Here is an 18,324-nt window from a genome sequence, read left to right as displayed (position 1 = left end):
ACATCATGCAACTGCAGCCGAAGCCCGAAGATTTCCCGCGTATCAAGCGTGCGCTGTCGATCTACAAGGTGACGTCGGTGATCACGGGCTTCATGCTCCTCCTGCTATGCGCAGTGATGGTCATGAAGTACGCGGTCGGAGTACAGCTCTACCTCTTCACCCCAGACGGGTTCGCGGTCTTCCGCGAGATCGCACCTGAGGGCGTCGAAGCTGACTTCGTGCAGCCCGGGTTCGACCTGTTTAAGGCGATCCTGATCGCGCACGGTTGGTTCTACGTGATCTACCTCGTGTCGGACTTCATGCTCTGGAGCCCAATGCGCTGGGGCTTCAGCAAGTTCCTGCTGATCGCCCTCGGTGGCGTCATTCCGCTGCTCTCGTTCTTCCTCGAAGCACGCGTGGCACGCCAGGTGCGAGACGCACTCACCAGATTGCAGGACGCCGATAGTGCGGCTCCTCAGAATTCATCAATCGCGGCTTCGACCGCGACTACCACGGAAGGTCAGTAATGACAGAACAGGCAAGCACTGCGCACCGTCCGGTGCTGGTGGTCGACTTCGGCGCGCAGTATGCGCAGCTGATCGCCCGCCGTGTGCGCGAGGCCGGAGTGTACTCCGAGCTCGTTCCTCACTCGATCACGGCTGCCGAGGTCGCTGAAAAGCAGCCTCTCGCAATCCTGATGTCGGGTGGCCCCTCGTCGGTGTACGAAGAGGGCGCACCCCAGTTCGATCCCGCGATCTTCGAGCTCGGCGTCCCGATGTTCGGCATGTGCTACGGCTTCCAGATCATGGCTCACACCCTCGGCGGCGTTGTCACCGAGACCGGTGACCGTGAGTACGGTCGTGTCGAGGCTGACCTCCTCGCAGGCGGCGGCGCAATTCTTGGCGGCCTTCCCGAGACTCAGAACGTCTGGATGAGCCACGGCGACTCCGTTTCGCAGGCTCCCGAAGGCTTTGAGGTGCTCGCAAGCACAGCTCTCACTCCCGTCGCCGCATTCGGTTCGCCCGAGAAGCGGATGTACGGTGTGCAGTGGCACCCCGAGGTGAAGCACTCAGAATTCGGCCAGGCAATGATCGAGAAGTTCCTGCACGAAGTTGCAGAGATTCCCTCGGACTGGACCCCCGGCAATGTCATCGCTGAGCAGATCGAGTCGATCCGCGCACAGGTTGGCGATGCACGCGTTATCTCGGCACTCTCGGGTGGCGTTGATTCGGCAGTCTCGACCGCACTCGTGCACAAGGCAATCGGCGACCAGCTCACCGCTGTGTTCGTCGACCACGGCCTCCTGCGCAAGGGTGAGCGCGAGCAGGTTGAGCGCGACTACGTTGCATCGACCGGTGTGAAGCTCATCACCGTTGACGCGGCTGACACATTCCTCGGCCACCTCGAGGGCGTCACCGATCCTGAGACCAAGCGCAAGATCATCGGCCGCGAGTTCATTCGCGCGTTCGAAAAGGTACAGCTTGATCTCGTCGCAGAGGCGAAGGCTTCTGGCGAAAAGGTGAAGTTCCTCGTGCAGGGCACCCTGTACCCCGACGTCGTTGAGTCGGGTGGCGGATCAGGCACCGCAAACATCAAGTCGCACCACAACGTCGGTGGCCTCCCAGAGGATCTCGACTTCGAACTCATCGAGCCGCTTCGCGCGCTCTTCAAGGATGAGGTTCGTGCGATTGGTCGCGAACTTGGTATCCCCGAAGAAATCGTCGGCCGTCAGCCGTTCCCCGGCCCAGGCCTGGGTATCCGCATCGTTGGCGAGGTGACCCGTGATCGCCTTGAGGTGCTTCGCGAGGCTGACGCGATTGCCCGCGAGGAGCTCACCGCTGCTGGTCTCGATCAGACAATCTGGCAGTGCCCGGTTGTTCTGCTCGCTGACGTTCGTTCGGTTGGCGTCCAGGGTGATCACCGTACCTACGGTCACCCCATCGTGCTGCGTCCTGTCTCGTCGGAAGACGCGATGACCGCAGACTGGACCCGTGTTCCGTACGATGTGCTCGCGCGCATCTCGAACAAGATCACCAACCAGGTGCCTGAGGTCAACCGAGTTGTACTCGACGTGACCTCGAAGCCGCCCGGGACCATCGAGTGGGAGTAATCTCACCCGCATGCTTGGCTAACCGCTGAGTGAATTGAGGAGCCGCACCTAATTGGTGCGGCTCCTCTTTTTTGTGCGCGTGCTTGTGGACTCCTACCTCGCGAAAAGGGGCGTTTCTGCCGAGAAGGCCCTTTTCATGCGTATGAAAGGCCTGTCTGTGTCAGAACGTGCTGTTCTCGCGATGTTGAGCTTTGTGAGCCGGGATCCGCGCACAGGGCCCCGCGAGCTGGGATCCGCTGGTCCGCGAGCACGCCAGCCGCCCACCCCAAGACACAGCAAAAGGGGTGGAGCACCGAATGGTGCTCCACCCCTGATCCGCGCTCCTGAGAGCGTCAGTAGCTAGCTGTGTAGCCGACTGTTAGTCGTTGCCTCGCAAGATCGCGATGATGCGGAGGATCTCAACGTAGAGCCAGATCAGCGTGACCATAATGCCGAATGCTGCGCTCCAGCCCCACTTCTCGGGGACGCGGTTCTGCACACCGTTCTGAATCATCTCGAAGTCCATGACGAGCGAGTACGCGGCGAGGGCGACAGCAAGCAGACCGATGACGACACCGAGGGGGAAGCCGAAGATGGTTACACCACGCAGGCCCCAGGGGTTGTCGTTGATGCCGGTCAGCATGAGGATGAAGTTGATGAGCGAGAAGACGCCGTAGCCGACCATTGCGATCAGGACGATCTTGGTCATACGCGGGCTGGTGCGAACCTTACCGCTGCGGAAGAGCAACAGGGTAACGCCGAATACGGCAAACGTGCCGATGACGGCCTGCGAGACGATGCCCGCCCACTGCGCTTCGAAGATCATCGAGATGCCGCCAAGGAACAGACCCTGGAACGCGGCGTAACCGATGATGAGCGGCACACTCGGCTGCTTCTTGAACGAGTTCACGAGACCGAGCACGAGGCCTACGATCGCGCCAACAAACGGGATGAATGGCATGGTTGGCGTTGCCATCCAGCCAACTGCCGCGAACGCAACAGTCAGGATGAAGAGGAACACCGTCTTGGAGATGGTGTTCTCGTAGGTCATCGGTGAAGATGACGCGGGCATTGTGGGCGCACCTGCGGGTACGCCAGCACCGGGTGCCGCGCCTGCCGGCGTATCGACGCCAGGACGGTTCACCTCGGCTGCAGGCTGATCATAGATACGGCGCAGTTCATCAGCGGTGAGGTTCTGCTTGCCATTCAGCGCGGGGTTCTTCGAGAAGGCGGGATTGCTCATTGTGGTGGTCGAGTCCTTTCCAGGGCTTGTACTACTTATCTAGCGTAGCGAAGGAGGGGTGTTACTGGGCTGAGTTTTTGCCTCAGACCGGCGGCTTTTCTGTGATTGGCGGATCCGCGCCGAGAGTGTCCCCTATGCATCTGAGGGCGAGTGTCGCGACAAGAACTCAAACATTGCGGTGTCATCGACGCCGGGGAACGTACCGGTCGGCAGGGGAGAGAGCACGTGCGCGTGCATGCGCGCGCTTGGCCACGCCTTTCCTTCCCAGCGGGCACGGAGGTCAGTAGGTGCGGTCCGGCAGCACGCCGGATCCGGGCACGTTGACGCCTCGCGCATGCTGGTGTCTCGGCCGCGGAACCAGCGTGAGTCGTCGAACGAGACGCCACAGGCGATCGCGAAGTTCCCTGCGTCAGCTTGGCCAGTCTGCACGCTCGTCCAGAACGTCCCGTTCGGGGTATCCGTGTACTGATAGAACTCACTCGTACGGTCAGTGCGATTGAATGCCGTGCGGCCACCCCACTTCGCGCAGAGCAGCTCGCCCTCGATGGAGCCGTCCTCATCCGTGGGGAAGGGAAGACCGTCATTCGCGTATCCGCGCTGGAGGGCGCCCACTGCATCGGTGCGATAGTGATGCACGCGCAAATCAAGGTGGCGTGTGGCGAGGTTCGAGAAGCGGTGCGCCGCTGCCTCGTGTGTGACGCCGAAGGCGTCGCGGAAATCTTCAATCGCGAGGTTGCGGTTCCGCTTCGCGTACTGCAAGAACTCGACCGCGCGTGCTTCGGGAATGAGGCAGGCTGAAGCGAAGTAGTTGATCTGCAGTCGCTGCTGGAGGAATTCTGCGTAGCTTGCGGGCTTGCCATGACCGAGCACGCGGTGTCCCATCGCCTGCAGCGCAAGCGAGCGAAGGCCGTGGCCGCCTGGAATCGATGCAGGTGGCAGATAGATACGGCCGTTCTCAAGGTCGGTCATGCTGCGGGTGTTCTCGGGAAGATCGTCGACGAAGATCAGGGTGAACCCCAAGAGTTCACCGAGCATCGCCACTTCCCGGTGCGTCACGGCGCCATTGCCGTGCCCGATTCGGCGCATGAGGTCAGAAGCAAGCAGTTCAACATCGGGCAAGTAGTTGTTGCGTTCTTGCATTTGAGTGCGGATCACGGTGTTCGCACGACGTGCCTCCTCAGAGGTGGAGGCCGCAGCACGGCTGCGTCGCGCAAGTTCCTGATGCATGCCGACGAGGGTTGCAAGGGTTTCGTCACTCAGACTGCGTGGTGCGCGGACATGGGGGAGACCAAGCCGCTGGTATGACGGTGTTGATTGCGCGCGTTCCAACTCAATCTCGAGTCGGCTGCGCTCGTCAGGGGCCTCACGAGACAGCAAATCTCCCGGCTCAATCTTGAGTTCTCGTGCAAGAGCCTGAATCAATACAAGTTTTGGCTCGCGACGACCGTTTTCGATGTGCGAGATCTGGCTCGCCACGACACCTACACGCTCACCAAGTTGCTCCAGCGTGAAGCCCGCATGCGTGCGATAGTGCCGAAGTCGCTTGCCAAGGATCATTCGGTCCATATCCGCGCCAGAAAGTGTCGGAGTATCCTGAGGTGCCATGAAATTCACTGTACGTCAAAAAAGCTGAATTTTTACAGCCGATTTGGAAAATAGCGGGTGAACTTGTGGGGGAAGATGGTTGTACACGCCTGAATAAGGTGCGGTTTCACTCCAAGGAGATACATCACTCATGGGTAATGACCTGAACTACGCAGCGCTCGTACGTGCAGAAGCGAAGACCGGCAATGAAGAGGTACTGAGCTGGGTGACTGAGGTCGCCGAGCTGACTCAGCCAGATGCTGTGCTGTGGTGCGATGGTTCGCAGGACGAATGGAACCGCATCACCTCGGAAATGGTTGAGGCCGGCACGCTCATTGCACTGAACAAGGACATCCGCCCCGGAAGCTTCCTTGCGCGTTCGAACCCGAACGATGTCGCTCGCGTTGAGGATCGGACCTTCATCTGCTCGGAAAACGAAGTAGACGCAGGCCCCACGAACAACTGGGCTGCTCCCGATGCTATGAAGGCGGAGCTCATGCCCCTCTTCGAAGGCTCGATGCGCGGTCGCACGATGTACGTTGTACCGTTCTCGATGGGTCCCGTTGGTGGCGCAATCACGCAGCTTGGTATCGAGATCACCGATTCGCCCTACGCTGTGCTGAATATGCGCATCATGACCCGCATGGGTCAGGCTGCGCTTGATGGCATCACCCCGGGTTCGGAGTGGGTCCGTACCGTTCACTCGGTAGGTGCACCGCTCGTTGACGGCGCTGAAGACGTCGCGTGGCCCAGCAACGACACGAAGTACATCACGCACTTCCCTGAAACCCTCGAGGTGTGGTCGTACGGTTCGGGCTACGGCGGAAACGCGCTGCTCTCGAAGAAGTGCTTCGCGCTCCGTATCGCATCGGTTATGGGCAAGAACGAGGGCTGGCTCGCAGAGCACATGCTCCTCCTGAAGCTCACGAACACCGAGACCGACAAGGCATATCACCTGTCTGCGGCATTCCCCTCGGCATGTGGCAAGACGAACCTCGCAATGCTTCAGCCCACCATTCCCGGCTGGAAGGTCGAGACCATTGGTGATGACATTGCATGGCTCCGCCCCGGCAAGGACGGTCGCCTCTACGCGATCAACCCAGAGGCTGGCTTCTTCGGTGTTGCTCCCGGCACCGGTGAATCGACCAACCCTGTTGCAATGGAGACCCTCTGGGGCCACACCATCTACACCAATGTTGCGCTCACCGATGACGGTGACGTGTGGTGGGAGGGCAAGACCGACGAGGTTCCCGATCACCTCATCGATTGGCTCGGCAACGACTGGACTCCCGACTCAGGCCGTGTGGCTGCGCACCCAAACTCGCGCTTCACTGTGCCTATCCAGCAGACCCCGACCCTCGCGCAGGACTGGTACGAGCAGGACGGCGTTCCGCTCGACGCCATCCTCTTCGGCGGTCGCCGCGCGACCAACGTTCCCCTCGTAGCTCAGTCGCTCTCGTGGGAGCACGGCGTATTCGTTGGCGCAACGATTTCGTCTGAGAAGACCGCTGCACAGGAGGGCACCGTTGGCGAGCTTCGCCGCGATCCCTTCGCGATGCTTCCCTTCTGCGGCTACAACATGGCTGACTACTGGGGTCACTGGCTCGAGATGGGCGAGATCCTTGGTGAGAACGCTCCCAAGATCTTCCAGGTCAACTGGTTCCGTAAGGGTGACGACGGTCGCTTCCTGTGGCCTGGCTTCGGTGACAACTCGCGTGTGATCGACTGGATCATTCGCCGCGTTGAGGGTGAGCACACCGGCCGTAAGACCGCAATTGGCACCGTCCCTGCAGAGGGCGAACTCAACCTTGACGGCATCGATGTGCCCGAGGCTGACCTCGAGGAGCTGTTCGCTATCGATCCCAAGTCGTGGCTCGCAGAGGCAGACCTGACCGAAGAGTTCTTCGCTCAGTTCGGCGATCGTGTTCCCGCAGCGCTGAATGATCAGCTCAACGGTCTGCGTGACCGCCTGAGCAACTAAGTCTCAGTACAACGTAGGAGGCCCCCACCAACCGGTGGGGGCCTCCTACGTTTGTGTGCCGTGCGCGCGGTGACCGGCAAACGTTACATCGTGAGGGCGATCATCGCGAAGATCGAGAAGCCGAGGGTGATGCATGGAATCGCGACGGTAGCGATTGAGAAGCCCAAGCCGACGCGTGCTGGGCGCGGGTGCGTCGTGGCTTTCAGCGCCTTGGTCGCCAGAACGATGCCGACGATACCAGCGGCCATGGCTGCGAACGGCATGATGAAGATCAGGCCGCTCACGAGCATTCCTATGCCGGGGATGAACGGCGAGATCATGGCAACAACAGTTGCGCTGAATGCGATGAGGCCGAAGCGGAATGCGACGACCTCGGGGGCCTTTCGCTGTGACGCCGGCACATCAGCCTGTGCGAGTGGTGCGCTTGTGGCGACTGTCGCGGGGCTTGGGGTTACGTGCGTTTCGTTCATGCCCTAATCATTACCCGAGGTTTAGCCGAGCGGGGGAACTTGGCCGGTTTCCGCCACCGGGGTATGAAAGGCATCGGCAAACAACGGGTGTTGCGCGCAACTGATATGCAACTTGTATTGCGATGTAGATAGGGGGGGATCAAGCCTTCCAGAGCAAGGAGCCGGAATTGATTCTCGTTAGCGTGAATCAGTCCCGGCCCCAGGCAAGTTTGGGTTGTGAACCTAGCTGTTCAAATTTGCGAGCGCGTAATCGGCCTCTTCAGCGGTGAACTGTTCGCCGTATTCGCTGACAAGCTGATCCCGGATCGCATTTGGGGACATAGCCATCAGGTCCTGGTATTCCTTCGCTTTTTCAAGGGCGTTACGGTTCCAGTCTGTCTTGACGTTGTCAACCGCATACTGGCCTGCTTCGGCGGAGAACTGCTCGCCGTACTCCGAGGTGAGCTGATCATAGAGGCCAGCCTTGCTCATATGCATAGTGTTTGCGTACAGGTCGGCCTTGGTGAGCGCCGAAGTGAACTCGACGGGAACGTCTGTCGGTGCAGGCGCAGGTGTGTCGGAGGGTGCTTCTGTGTCGTTCTCAGGGATGACCGGCTCTGGGGTGACGAGCTCCGGTGATTGAATCGCTGGCGATTCTGCAAGAACATTGACCGCAGCGCCAACACCAATGGTGGTGACGCATGAGGTGACGAATCCGACCGCAGCGAGGATCAAGCCTGTAAGCGCGAGCGCCTTCGGCTGCTTCTTCACGAGTGCCATAATGCCAAGCACAATGCCTGCGGCGCCAATAATGATGCCGACAATCGGCATCAGGCCTGTGAGGAAGCCAGCGATACCAACGATCAACGCAGAGATTGCGAGGCCTTTTGCTGCGGGTGCAGCCGGAAAGGCCGTTGCTGCCACGGTAGGTGTCGGTGCATACTGTGCGGTGCCGGTGGCCTGGGTTGGTGGCGCGTATGTGACCGGCGTCTCATTCGCGGCAGGCTCGAGTTCTGGGGCAGGGACGGCCTGCGTTGGCTGCTCTGGCGTAGACGTTGATTCGTTATTGTTCACGCCTCACATTCTCGCAGCAAATGCATAAGAAATCTAATGCTTAAGCCGGTGCTGCCCTATGCGGGATACGTGCGAAATGCACCAGGCGTGCCGGTGAAAGCGTCGAATAAACGCCGGATTGCGCGATGCGTATGTGGATGAGAACTTGAGGAAATCTACCCGGATCTCACGTTTCTTGTCCCCCCACTGGGATTCGAACCCAGACTTTGCTGATTTTAAGTCAGCTGCCTCTGCCAGTTGGGCTATAGGGGGAGTGCGAGCAACCTCTCGCAACCACCAAAGCATAGTCCTTCCAGAGGCAAGGTGTACTGTGGCTGCGTGGCGTTTGCGAAGATGGTTCTGATTGTTGCCCTGCTCATTGCGGCTGGCCTCGGGTTGTTTTTGCGGATCCGCGCCTCACTCAGGGAGCGCGCTCGCGTTCGTGCTGCGTTTCAGGCCGAGTTGGAACGCGATCTGCGAGAACTGTAAGACCCGATTTCTGCAAGTTGTCTACAACTAGCCAAATCGACACAGCTGATTCATGGACTCGGTGGATAGACTGACCCTATGAACGGCGGAATGATTGCACTCCTCATCGCAGTGGGCCTCGTGGTGGTCCTTGGTATCTACGTGTGGGCGACCTACAACTCGCTCGTCACGCTCAAGGTTCGCGTTGACGAGGCTTGGAGTGACATCACGGTGCAGCTGAAGCGCCGTGCTGATCTGATCCCCTCGCTCGTTGAATCGGTGAAGGGCTATGCCGCGCACGAGGAAGGCGTTTTCTCTGCTGTCACAAAGGCGCGTGCTGAGACCATTTCGGCTCAGGGACCCGCTGAAGCATCGGTCGCCGAAGGCCACATGCAGAATGCGCTGAAGAGCATCTTCGCGGTTGCAGAGGCGTACCCGCAGCTGCAGGCCAGCCAGAACTTCCTACAGCTACAGTCTGAGCTTGTCGACACTGAGAACAAGATTCAGGCTTCGCGCCGCTTCTACAACGGTGGAGTGCGTGAGTACAACACCAAGATTCAGGTGTTCCCGAACAACGTCTTTGCAGGCGGTATGGGATTCAAGCAGCGCGAGTTCTTTGAGGTACAAGACGTTGCTGCAATCTCGGAGCCCCCGCGTATTCAGTTCTAATCACCGCACTCTGAAGGGCTAAGAGGGCACCCGCGTGTACAGCGCAATTCGAAAGAACAAGATCAACAGTGTGCTCATTATTCTGTTGTTCTTGGCAGTAATCGGCGGTCTTGGTTGGCTCGCCTCCTATATCTATAACTCGTGGACGATCGTCATTTGGGTGATGGTCTTCGCCTGCGGTTTCGCGTTGTTCCAGTACTTCGCAGCTGGCAAGCAAGCGATCATGATGAGTGGTGCCCAGCGCATCACGCAGGCAGACAACCCCCGGCTATACCGGATCGTTGAGAACCTTGCGATCACCACTGGCACTCCGATGCCCGAGGTGTATATCGTGCATGATCCTGCACCGAACGCGTTCGCGACCGGTCGTGATCCCAACCATGCGATGGTGGCTGCAACGACGGGCCTGCTCGACATGATGACGGACTCCGAACTCGAAGGCGTTATGGCGCACGAACTCGGACACGTGCGCAATTACGACATCCGTGTCTCGATGATTGTGTACGGTCTTGTGGTCGCTGTCGGCATGATCAGCGACATGCTCGTTCGTATGGTGTTCTTCAGCCGGAACAATAACAACAACAATCCTGTGGTGATGATCTTTGGAGTATTGGCGATGCTCGTTGCTCCGCTGGTGGCGAGCATGGTGCAGCTCGCTGTCTCGCGCCAGCGCGAGTACCTCGCAGACGCGACGGGCGCACTGACGACCCGCCACCCGGAGGCGCTCGCGAGTGCCCTGCACAAACTGTCCACCTACGGCCAGCCGATGCAGAAGCAAAACTCCAGCATGGCGCATCTATGGATCGCGGATCCGCTGAAGCCCGGCCTCACCCAGCGGCTCTTCGCGACGCACCCGCCGATTCCCGATCGCATTCGCCGCCTGCTCGACATGGGCGACAAGTTCTAAACCACCGTTAGGTCTAGATACCAGGTACGTCGCAGGCGTAAGGTGGTGGGCAACCGAAGGAGCCCAACGACGTGTCAACGATGTTCAGATCACTTTCGATTCGGAACTATCGGATCTGGTTCATCGGAGCCCTGGTCTCGAATATTGGCGCGTGGATGCAAGCGACCGCTCAGAACTGGGTGGTCCTGACCGAGCTGACAGAAAACGATGCGACCGCTGTGGGCATCACGATGGCGCTGCAATTCGGGCCACAACTCCTGCTCGTTCCGCTCAGTGGGGCAGTGGCAGACCGCTGTGACCGCCGCAAGGTGCTCTTCGTTACGCAGTCGCTGTTAATGGTGCTTGCCTGCGCCCTTGGCCTGCTGCTCGTACTTGGCACAGCTGAGCTTTGGCATCTGTATCTCTTCGCGCTCGGGCTCGGCATCGTCAATGCGTTCGACACCCCTTCACGTCAGGCTTTTGTATCGAATCTGGTCGATCAGACAGAGCTCTCAAACGCGGTCGCGCTCAATTCCGCCTCCTTCAACTCGGCTCGCCTGGTGGGGCCTGCAGTTGCCGGTCTACTCATTGCTGGAGTGGGCTCCGGCTGGGTCTTCATCATTAACTCGGCCTCCTTCGTTGCGATGCTGCTCGCGCTTGCCGCGATCCGCGTCACCGCAGCGTCAGAGGCGACCGTGCAGGCGCAGCCCGCAGAGGGAAACCAGCTCATTGCCGGTTTCAAATATGTGTGGATGCGGCGCGATCTGCTGGTGATCTTTATCATCGTGTTCCTCGTGGGAGCATTTGCGATGAACTTCCCGGTGTATTCCTCGACGATGGCCGTGGAGTTCGGCCGCGGCGCCGGTGAGTACGGAGTGCTTTCTTCGGTGCTGGCGATCGGGTCGCTATCTGGCGCCTTGCTCGTGGCGCGGCGGCCAGCCGCGAGGATGCGTGTGGTCGTGCTGTCAGCGGGTGGTCTGGGGCTTGCAGCCCTCATCGCGGCGCTGATGCCCACGTTCTGGACGTTTGCGCTTTCTCTCGTGCTGCTTGGCTACTGCACCTCTACGCTGCTCTCAACCGCGAACGGCTTCGTGCAAACCACGACAGATCCATCGATGCGGGGCAGAGTGCTCTCCCTCTACTTTGCCGTGCTCATGGGCGGTACCCCGCTCGGGGCGCCTGTGGCGGGAGCCGTCGCGGACCATTTCGGTCCGCGTTGGGCGCTTGGCGTCGCAGCGATCGCAGGCTTGCTTGCATGCTTGATTGGCGTTGGCTGGTGGTTTATCGGTCGTGGGCTGCGGGTTCGAGTGCGGATCGGATCCGCGCCCCACTTTGTTGTCACCCACGCAGGGCGACCAACGACAGCCGAACCAAGTGCGGTGCAGGATGAGACACTCACTGCACCACTCCAGGTGCTCCGTCGCCAGCCGCTCCCAGTGGGAGATGTGAGTTCCGTCCCAGAGAATGGACCGCTGGCAGATGGTCTGACTGGGCCGATTTCACTCCCGAAATTGCCAGAACCCGACGTTGAAGACCCTGGCGCGCCCGGTAAAAAATAGTGACTTTCGCGAATAAACCTGAGGTTCCTGCGACTCGCAGATGATTCCGTTGATTTATGACTGCTTTTTACGATGACGGGAGTAAGGTTATCCGTGGTACTTCGGCGGGTCTCCGCCGTCTGATTCTTCGAATACACCGGAGCGATACAAGTGAGCGATTTCCTCGCATCTGAGACGCGTACCGAGACCGATTCTCTCGGCAGCGTCGAAATTCCCGCACAGGCCTACTGGGGTGTGCATACCGCGCGTGCAAACGAGAACTTCCCGATTGCTCGTCGACCGATCTCGGTATACCCCGATTTCGTTCGTGCATTTGCTTGCGTTAAGCAGGCCGCTGCTCGTGCGAACAACGAGATTGGCGTACTGGATGACGAGCGCACGAAGCTCATCGACCAGGCGTGTGAAGAGATCAAGAGCGGCATGTTCCACGACCAGTTCGTCGTAGGTGTCGTTCAGGGTGGCGCAGGCACCTCGACGAATATGAACGCGAACGAGGTTATTACCAACCGCGCGCTCGAGCTCGCAGGCCACACTAAGGGTGACTACTCGTTCATTAACCCGAACGATCACACCAACCACAGCCAGTCGACCAACGACACCTACCCGACCGCAATCAAGATTGCGCTCGCGTTCTCGCTGACGTCGCTGCTTGACGAGCTCACGCTCCTCGCAGACTCGTTCCAGAACAAGGGCCGCGAGTTCTCGCACATCGTCAAGGTTGGCCGCACCCAGCTGCAGGACGCCGTTCCCATGACCCTCGGCCAGGAGTTCAACGCGTTCGGCGTGACCCTGCGCGAGGACGTTGACCGCTTGAAGGAAGCAGTTTCGCTGCTCCGCGAGGTCAACATGGGCGCAACCGCAATCGGTACCGGTATCAACGCTCCCGTTGGTTACAAGGAATCGGTCATCAAGCACCTTGGTGAGATCACCGGGCTTGACCTCATCACCGCAGGCGACCTCATTGAGTCGACCAGCGACACCGGCGTATTCATCACTTTCTCGGGTGCGCTCAAGCGCACCGCGATGAAGCTGTCGAAGATCTCGAACGATCTTCGCCTGCTCTCGTCGGGCCCGCAGGCTGGCCTCGGTGAGATCAATCTCCCCGCACGCCAGGCAGGCTCTTCGATCATGCCCGGTAAGGTCAACCCCGTCATCCCTGAGTCGGTCACCCAGGTGGCATACTCGGTCGCTGGCTGCGACGTGACTGTTTCAATGGCAGTTGAGGCTGGACAGCTCCAGCTCAACGCTTTTGAGCCGATCATTGCTCACTCGCTGTTCCAGTCGATCGTCTGGCTCGAGCGCGCATGCCAGACGCTCCGCGTCAACTGCGTCGATGGCATCACCGCTAACGAGGATCGCCTCGAGGACATCGTAGGCCGCTCGGTCACCGTCATCACGGCACTCGCACCGGTTATCGGCTACGCAGCGGCAGCAAAGCTCGCGAAGGAAGCACTCGCAACCAACGCAAAGGTTTCTGACCTCGTGCTCGCTGCTGGCCTGCTCGATCAGGAGCAGCTCGACGAGCTGCTTCAGCCAGCAAAGCTTGCTGGTCTGTCTGACTAGTTCAGGCGCGCACTAGCCAAGCGCTAGGTGCACCCACGTGTGGGGTCCGGGGCATATGTCCCGGGCCCCACACGTGTTTTGGGAAGTGCGCGCCGCAGGGATCCGTGTGGTGGCCGCCAGGCTCGCACCACAGTGAGTGCAGCCGTCATGCCAGCCCGAAAGCATTTCGCCAGCCTCTGCCATGTTCAGACCGGCTCATCAAAACCCAACCCCGCGAAAAGAACCGTTTCCAACAAAACACCCCTTTCAGCGGTCAGAAACCCCTTGTTTTGTGTGAAAGGGGCCTCCTCGAGGGTGTGACTCTTCGCCTGCACGCGTGATCGCGTTCCAGGTGAGTGAGATCTACGAACAGACCTTGCGACCCCGCCCCTGACGCCTCTTCCTCTGCGCCCGCACACACTGCGCGAAGATGAGAAGTTCACCCGTTGCCCCGATCCGCCAACGAAAAATGGCCCCCGGCATGATGCCGAGAGCCATTATCACCGCGGGAATTCCGCATGGATACCGTACTTAGTCTGCTTCGACGCAGTACGAGCGAAGCTCACCGATCTTCTCGATCGTAACCGTCACGGTTGAACCGGGGGTCAAGTACAGCGGTGGCTTGCGCGAACGGCCTGCTCCGCCTGGCGAACCGGTCGAGATGAGCGTTCCTGGCAGCAGCGTGAGCTCCTGCGAGAGTGAAGCAATCAGCTCTGCCACGGTGCGGACCATGAAGCCTGTGGTCGAGTCCTGGACGCGCAGATCGTCAACGTCGGTCGTGATAGCGAGCGCCTGGGGGTCTGGGATCTCATCTGCGGTCACGACGACCGGGCCCACCGGGGTGAAGGTATCGAACGACTTGCAACGCGCCCACTGGGGCTCCTGGAACTGGATATTGCGTGCCGTGATGTCGTTGACCGCGGTATAGCCAAAGACGTAGTCGAGGGCCTCTTCAGGCGTGACATTCTTCGCTGGCTTTCCAATGATGACACCGAGCTCGGCCTCGTAGTCAACCTCCCGGCTGATGTTGAGGGGGAGCTTGACCTCTGCCTCGTGAGCATTGAGCGAGTTCGGGAACAGCGAAAACAGCACGGGGCCGGAGTCGTTATCGAGGCTCAGCTCGCTCGCATGCTCGTCGTAGTTGAGGCCAACCGCGAGGATGCTTGGAGGATTGATGGTGCCGGGGCCGTAAACCGCGTCATCAACTGCGATGCCTGCGTCGTCGGGAGCCTTTGTGATCGCGTCAGCAAGTCGCGCCTGAGCGTCTGCACCGAGCTCAATGAACTCCTGCAGAGTGTTCGCCTCGAAGCCGAAGTCTGCGACACGTACATAGCGGTCGCCGTGCTGAACAACCAGCACGGGCGAAGAATCTGGGGTCAAAGCTATATGCGCGAATCTCACCATCCCAGGGTATCGGACGAAGGTCCAGCTTGCTGAATGGCTCGACGGAACCGGTGAAAGTCATGAATTTCGTGCTCTCCTGTCAGCGAAATCGGTGGCAGTTCAGGTCGAATGCAGTAAGAATGGTGACATGACGAATTCGCTCAACAAGCCTGAAATTGACGCACCTGAGGGTCCGGCTCCCGCAACGCTCGAGATCATCGATCTTGTCGAGGGTGACGGCGCCGAGGCGCTTGCAAGCTCGACCGTCGACGTTCACTACCTTGGCGTCGAGTACGACTCTGGCGAAGAGTTCGACTCCTCGTGGGGTCGCGGCGAGTCGATCAACTTCCCGCTCCGCGCGCTCATCCAGGGCTGGCAGGTCGGCATCCCCGGCATGAAGGTCGGCGGCCGCCGCAAGCTCGTTGTTCCTCCCGCGCAGGCATATGGCACCGCAGGTGGCCACCCCCTCGCAGGTAAGACTCTGATCTTCGTGATCGATCTTCTCGGTGTGAGCTAAGCCTCAGCCCCGTGGCGTAACGCCCCGTCCGCTCTGTTCGAGCGCGGACGGGGCGTTTTTGTTATGGCATTGAAATCGGCAGACGATACCAGAGATCGTTGATTCTGAGTTTTACCTGATAACGTGTGTCTGTTAAATAGTTGCGAATTCATATACCGAATCCGTAGCTCATCAGCGTTCTGACCAAGTAACTCAAGGAGTACGCAGTGGCTCAAGCCTCCGCTCAGCAGACTGAACCGAAGGGCGCGCTCGACCGCTTCTTCAAAATTTCCGAGCGTGGATCCACCATCGGCACCGAGGTGCGCGGCGGTCTCGTGACGTTCGTCACGATGGCCTACATCGTGATCCTCAACCCGATCATCCTCTCGGGAAAGCCTGACGTCGCAGGCAACATGCTCGACTTCGGTCAGGTCAGCGCGGTCACCGCCCTCACCGCCGGTGTCATGACGATTCTCTTCGGCCTGGTTTCGCGACTGCCTTTCGGCTTCGCAGCCGGCCTGGGCATTAACGCGTTCCTCGCGTTCTCGGTAGTCCAGGAAGTCACCTGGCCCGAGGCAATGGCAATCGTAGTGATCAACGGTGTGCTCATCGTGCTCCTCGCGGCTACTGGCCTGCGACGTATGATCTTCGACGCGGTTCCCGTTGAGCTCAAGCTTGCGATCACCGTCGGTATTGGTTTCTTCATCGCCTTCATCGGCTTTGTGAACGCAGGATTTGTGACCGCAACCGGTCAGAACTCGCCCCCTGTTGGCCTCGGTCAGGGTGGCTCGATCGCAACGATCCCGACACTGATCTTCGTCATCACCCTCGTGCTCACCGGCGTCCTCGTCGCGGCAAAGGTCAAGGGTGGCCTTCTCATCGGTCTCGTTACCGGAACCATCATTGCGGTCATCGTCGAGGCTGTCGCTCACCTCGGACCGCAGATTGGTGCTGACGGCGAGTTCAACGCTGGCGGCTGGGGACTCACCGTTCCCGAGCTTGGCTCGGCACCCTTCAGCGTTCCCGATCTGAGCCTCGTTGGCGCAGTGAGCTTCGACTTCAGCAAGGTCGGCACGATCACCGTCATCATGCTGGTCTTCACGCTCCTCTTCACGAACTTCTTTGATGCAATGGGCACCATGACCGGTCTCTCGCGCGAGGCAAACCTCGCTGACGAGAAGGGCAACTTCCCCCGCCTCAAGTCGGCACTCGTTGTCGAGGGTGTCGGCGCAATCGCCGGTGGCCTCACCTCGTCGTCGTCGAACACCGTGTTCGTCGAGTCGGGCGCAGGTATCGGCGAGGGTGCTCGAACCGGATTTGCAAACATCGTGACCGGTCTGCTCTTCTTCGTTGCGATGTTCTTCACACCGCTCACCGGTATCGTTCCGACTGAGGTTGCTGCAGCGGCACTCGTAATCGTCGGCGCGATGATGATGGCACAGGTGAAGAACATTGATCTCACCGACTTCCGCATCCTCCTCCCGGTCTTCCTGACCGCTGCAGTGATGCCGATGACCTACTCGATCGCAAACGGCATCGGTGCGGGCTTCGTCTCATACGTGCTCGTGAACGCGTTCAGCGGCCGCGCAAAGAAGATCCACTGGCTCCTCTGGATCGTGGCAGTAGGCTTCATGATCTTCTTCGCACGTGCACCGTTCGAAGCGATGATCGGCCTGTAACCACCCAGGCGCCCGTATGGGCATCGCGGATCACGGCCCCGAACTCAATGAGTCCGGGGCCGTTTTCGTTTCTGAATGTGGAGATATTCGGCGGGACGTGCGGAGTTCCTGCCGTCTCGGGCGCGGATCGTGTTGCCAGCGGCGCAGCTAGGCACGGAGCATGATCCGTAATGCAGATCACAACGGCCCGCTCGTACGCGGGAATGTGAAGGCTGAACACGGAAAGCAGCCGATTCTCTACTGCAACTCTGGCTATTGGCTTCTTCCCGTTCGCGCGTGAAAGTAACTTTTCACCTGTCCACTTTTCTGCTTACGGGACGGAAGGCCGTTACACAACGATGAATACCGAGCTTGATACAGGCGATGTGTCTGCAACGCAGCACAGTCGGCACCGCCTGAACTGGGGCGCCCGTACGCCGACTCAGACCCCGATCGACTTTCATCGAATGTTTCAGCTGTTTCCACGTGATGGTGACCCTGGCCGCGTAGCAATTAATGCGCTGCTTTTTGACTCATTTACCATCGCGCAATTCAAGTGCGGACCGGTGTCGATGGTGCGTGAACGGCGTGCAGTGGGGAGCGGTGAGCGCTTCTGGCTGATTCTGTGCACCAAGGGCCGTCTCGATATTTCCATGGCTGGCAAGCCGCTCGCCGCATTCAGCGAACAGTTCTTTGTCGTTCCACCAGGGGATGAACGCTTGACCTTCATGGTGCCCGAGTACTGCGAGGGGATGCTGTTCACATTTCACCGCAGTGAGGTCGAGCCGCTGCGGCCCGAGGCCGCGAAACTGCGAGAAGAGACGCTCCGGGCGCCGCTGGGGCGAGCCTCATTTGGCTACCTGAAGGGCATTCTCGACAGCGACAGTGGCACGATCGGCGATGACACCACCACGCTGCGCACGCTCGTGCGAGAGGTTGCGCGCGCGATCGTACGCACCTCAACGGTCGTAGATCCAGCCACGGAATGCCTGTTTGAGTCGGCGCAGTGGGTGTTGCAGGCCGAGTTCACGAACCCCGAGTTCAATGCCGCGCAGCTGGCCCAGCGTTTGGGAGTGTCTCGCAGTACGCTCGACCGTGCGTACTCTGCGCGCGGCTGCCGGATCGCGCAAGAGATTCGCCGGGCACGTGCGGAATACGCGAAATCACGGTTGGACCTGTACCCCAGCTGGAGTCGCAGCCTTGTCGCGCACCTCGCAGGCTTCGGGTCGGGGGTGTCTCTGCGACGTGCGCTTGAAGAGTTCAACCTGAAGCCATCGCGCTGAGT

Annotated in this window: 16 protein-coding genes and 1 tRNA gene; 11 read left to right on the top strand and 6 right to left on the bottom strand. The window is 59.8% G+C overall.

The window, feature by feature from the left end:
• The first annotated feature begins 5 nt into the window (after positions 1-5).
• Together ICL81_RS06985 and guaA are read left to right on the top strand one after the other, a co-directional pair.
• On the top strand, positions 6-506 hold the full coding sequence (locus ICL81_RS06985) for a DUF3817 domain-containing protein (protein WP_188034215.1): 501 nt from the start codon (positions 6-8) through the stop codon (positions 504-506).
• Positions 506-2,089: a glutamine-hydrolyzing GMP synthase gene (gene guaA / locus ICL81_RS06980; protein ID WP_188034214.1), complete on the top strand. Its 1,584-nt coding sequence runs from the start codon at positions 506-508 to the stop codon at positions 2,087-2,089. Before ICL81_RS06985 ends, guaA begins: the two co-directional genes overlap by 1 nt.
• Positions 2,090-2,447: 358 nt before the next feature.
• On the opposite strand, the gene ICL81_RS06975 is transcribed toward guaA, so the two are convergent.
• Positions 2,448-3,311: a Bax inhibitor-1/YccA family protein gene (locus tag ICL81_RS06975; RefSeq protein WP_188034213.1), complete on the bottom strand. Its 864-nt coding sequence runs from the start codon at positions 3,309-3,311 to the stop codon at positions 2,448-2,450.
• Positions 3,312-3,443: 132 nt separating this feature from the next.
• Complete coding sequence (locus ICL81_RS06970; protein ID WP_188034212.1) at positions 3,444-4,916, bottom strand: helix-turn-helix domain-containing protein; 1,473 nt, start codon at positions 4,914-4,916, stop codon at positions 3,444-3,446.
• Between the two features lie 130 nt (positions 4,917-5,046).
• Here ICL81_RS06970 and ICL81_RS06965 point away from each other — a divergent pair, with 130 nt between their 5' ends.
• On the top strand, positions 5,047-6,876 hold the full coding sequence (locus ICL81_RS06965; RefSeq protein ID WP_188034211.1) for a phosphoenolpyruvate carboxykinase (GTP): 1,830 nt from the start codon (positions 5,047-5,049) through the stop codon (positions 6,874-6,876).
• Between the two features lie 83 nt (positions 6,877-6,959).
• On the opposite strand, the gene ICL81_RS06960 is transcribed toward ICL81_RS06965, so the two are convergent.
• From ICL81_RS06960 to ICL81_RS06950, 3 genes are all read right to left on the bottom strand, one after another.
• Positions 6,960-7,346, bottom strand: a complete 387-nt coding sequence (locus ICL81_RS06960; protein WP_188034210.1) for a hypothetical protein — start codon at positions 7,344-7,346, stop codon at positions 6,960-6,962.
• A gap of 222 nt (positions 7,347-7,568) precedes the next feature.
• Entirely contained in the window at positions 7,569-8,399 is an 831-nt protein-coding gene (locus ICL81_RS06955) for an Ltp family lipoprotein (RefSeq protein ID WP_353055455.1), read from the bottom strand.
• 178 nt (positions 8,400-8,577) lie between these two features.
• Positions 8,578-8,651: transfer RNA gene (locus ICL81_RS06950), tRNA-Leu, on the bottom strand.
• Between the two features lie 66 nt (positions 8,652-8,717).
• On the opposite strand from ICL81_RS06950, the gene ICL81_RS06945 reads away from it, so the two are divergent.
• The 5 genes from ICL81_RS06945 to ICL81_RS06925 all read left to right on the top strand — a co-directional run bounded on the left by ICL81_RS06945 (position 8,718) and on the right by ICL81_RS06925 (position 13,523).
• Positions 8,718-8,867, top strand: a complete 150-nt coding sequence (locus ICL81_RS06945) for a hypothetical protein (protein ID WP_188034209.1) — start codon at positions 8,718-8,720, stop codon at positions 8,865-8,867.
• Positions 8,868-8,945: 78 nt separating this feature from the next.
• Complete coding sequence (locus tag ICL81_RS06940; protein WP_251381911.1) at positions 8,946-9,515, top strand: LemA family protein; 570 nt, start codon at positions 8,946-8,948, stop codon at positions 9,513-9,515.
• 34 nt (positions 9,516-9,549) lie between these two features.
• Entirely contained in the window at positions 9,550-10,422 is an 873-nt protein-coding gene (locus ICL81_RS06935; protein WP_188034208.1) for a M48 family metalloprotease, read from the top strand.
• An 80-nt stretch (positions 10,423-10,502) separates the two neighbouring features.
• The gene (locus ICL81_RS06930; RefSeq protein ID WP_188034332.1) at positions 10,503-11,960 is read left to right on the top strand and encodes an MFS transporter; all 1,458 of its coding nucleotides are present in this window, start codon (positions 10,503-10,505) and stop codon (positions 11,958-11,960) included.
• A 150-nt stretch (positions 11,961-12,110) separates the two neighbouring features.
• Complete coding sequence (locus tag ICL81_RS06925; protein ID WP_188034207.1) at positions 12,111-13,523, top strand: aspartate ammonia-lyase; 1,413 nt, start codon at positions 12,111-12,113, stop codon at positions 13,521-13,523.
• 510 nt (positions 13,524-14,033) lie between these two features.
• Here ICL81_RS06925 and ICL81_RS06920 read toward each other — a convergent pair.
• Positions 14,034-14,903, bottom strand: coding sequence for a fumarylacetoacetate hydrolase family protein (locus ICL81_RS06920; protein ID WP_370566861.1), 870 nt, complete (start codon positions 14,901-14,903; stop codon positions 14,034-14,036).
• 130 nt (positions 14,904-15,033) lie between these two features.
• Here ICL81_RS06920 and ICL81_RS06915 point away from each other — a divergent pair, with 130 nt between their 5' ends.
• From ICL81_RS06915 to ICL81_RS06905, 3 genes are all read left to right on the top strand, one after another.
• Positions 15,034-15,402 (top strand): FKBP-type peptidyl-prolyl cis-trans isomerase, encoded by a 369-nt coding sequence (locus ICL81_RS06915; protein WP_188034205.1) that lies wholly within the window; start codon positions 15,034-15,036, stop codon positions 15,400-15,402.
• A gap of 206 nt (positions 15,403-15,608) precedes the next feature.
• Positions 15,609-17,060 carry an NCS2 family permease gene (locus ICL81_RS06910; protein WP_188034204.1) on the top strand — a complete coding sequence of 484 codons (1,452 nt, stop codon included), beginning with the start codon at positions 15,609-15,611 and terminating at the stop codon, positions 17,058-17,060.
• A gap of 365 nt (positions 17,061-17,425) precedes the next feature.
• Positions 17,426-18,322 carry a hypothetical protein gene (locus ICL81_RS06905; RefSeq protein WP_215394764.1) on the top strand — a complete coding sequence of 299 codons (897 nt, stop codon included), beginning with the start codon at positions 17,426-17,428 and terminating at the stop codon, positions 18,320-18,322.
• Positions 18,323-18,324 lie beyond the last annotated feature (2 nt).

The sequence above is a fragment of the Leucobacter sp. cx-328 genome, assembly GCF_014530035.1.
GTDB lineage: Bacteria > Actinomycetota > Actinomycetes > Actinomycetales > Microbacteriaceae > Leucobacter.
Note: the sequence above shows the minus strand (reverse complement) of the source record. Positions and strands in the feature narration are given on the sequence as shown.

Coding starts and splice junctions, on each gene's coding strand:
- ICL81_RS06985 (WP_188034215.1), top strand. CDS start 6: ATGCAACTGCAGCCGAAGCCCGAAGATTTCCCGCGTATCAAGCGTGCG.
- guaA (WP_188034214.1), top strand. CDS start 506: ATGACAGAACAGGCAAGCACTGCGCACCGTCCGGTGCTGGTGGTCGAC.
- ICL81_RS06975 (WP_188034213.1), bottom strand. CDS start 3,311: ATGAGCAATCCCGCCTTCTCGAAGAACCCCGCGCTGAATGGCAAGCAG.
- ICL81_RS06970 (WP_188034212.1), bottom strand. CDS start 4,916: ATGGCACCTCAGGATACTCCGACACTTTCTGGCGCGGATATGGACCGA.
- ICL81_RS06965 (WP_188034211.1), top strand. CDS start 5,047: ATGGGTAATGACCTGAACTACGCAGCGCTCGTACGTGCAGAAGCGAAG.
- ICL81_RS06960 (WP_188034210.1), bottom strand. CDS start 7,346: ATGAACGAAACGCACGTAACCCCAAGCCCCGCGACAGTCGCCACAAGC.
- ICL81_RS06940 (WP_251381911.1), top strand. CDS start 8,946: ATGAACGGCGGAATGATTGCACTCCTCATCGCAGTGGGCCTCGTGGTG.
- ICL81_RS06930 (WP_188034332.1), top strand. CDS start 10,503: ATGTTCAGATCACTTTCGATTCGGAACTATCGGATCTGGTTCATCGGA.
- ICL81_RS06915 (WP_188034205.1), top strand. CDS start 15,034: ATGACGAATTCGCTCAACAAGCCTGAAATTGACGCACCTGAGGGTCCG.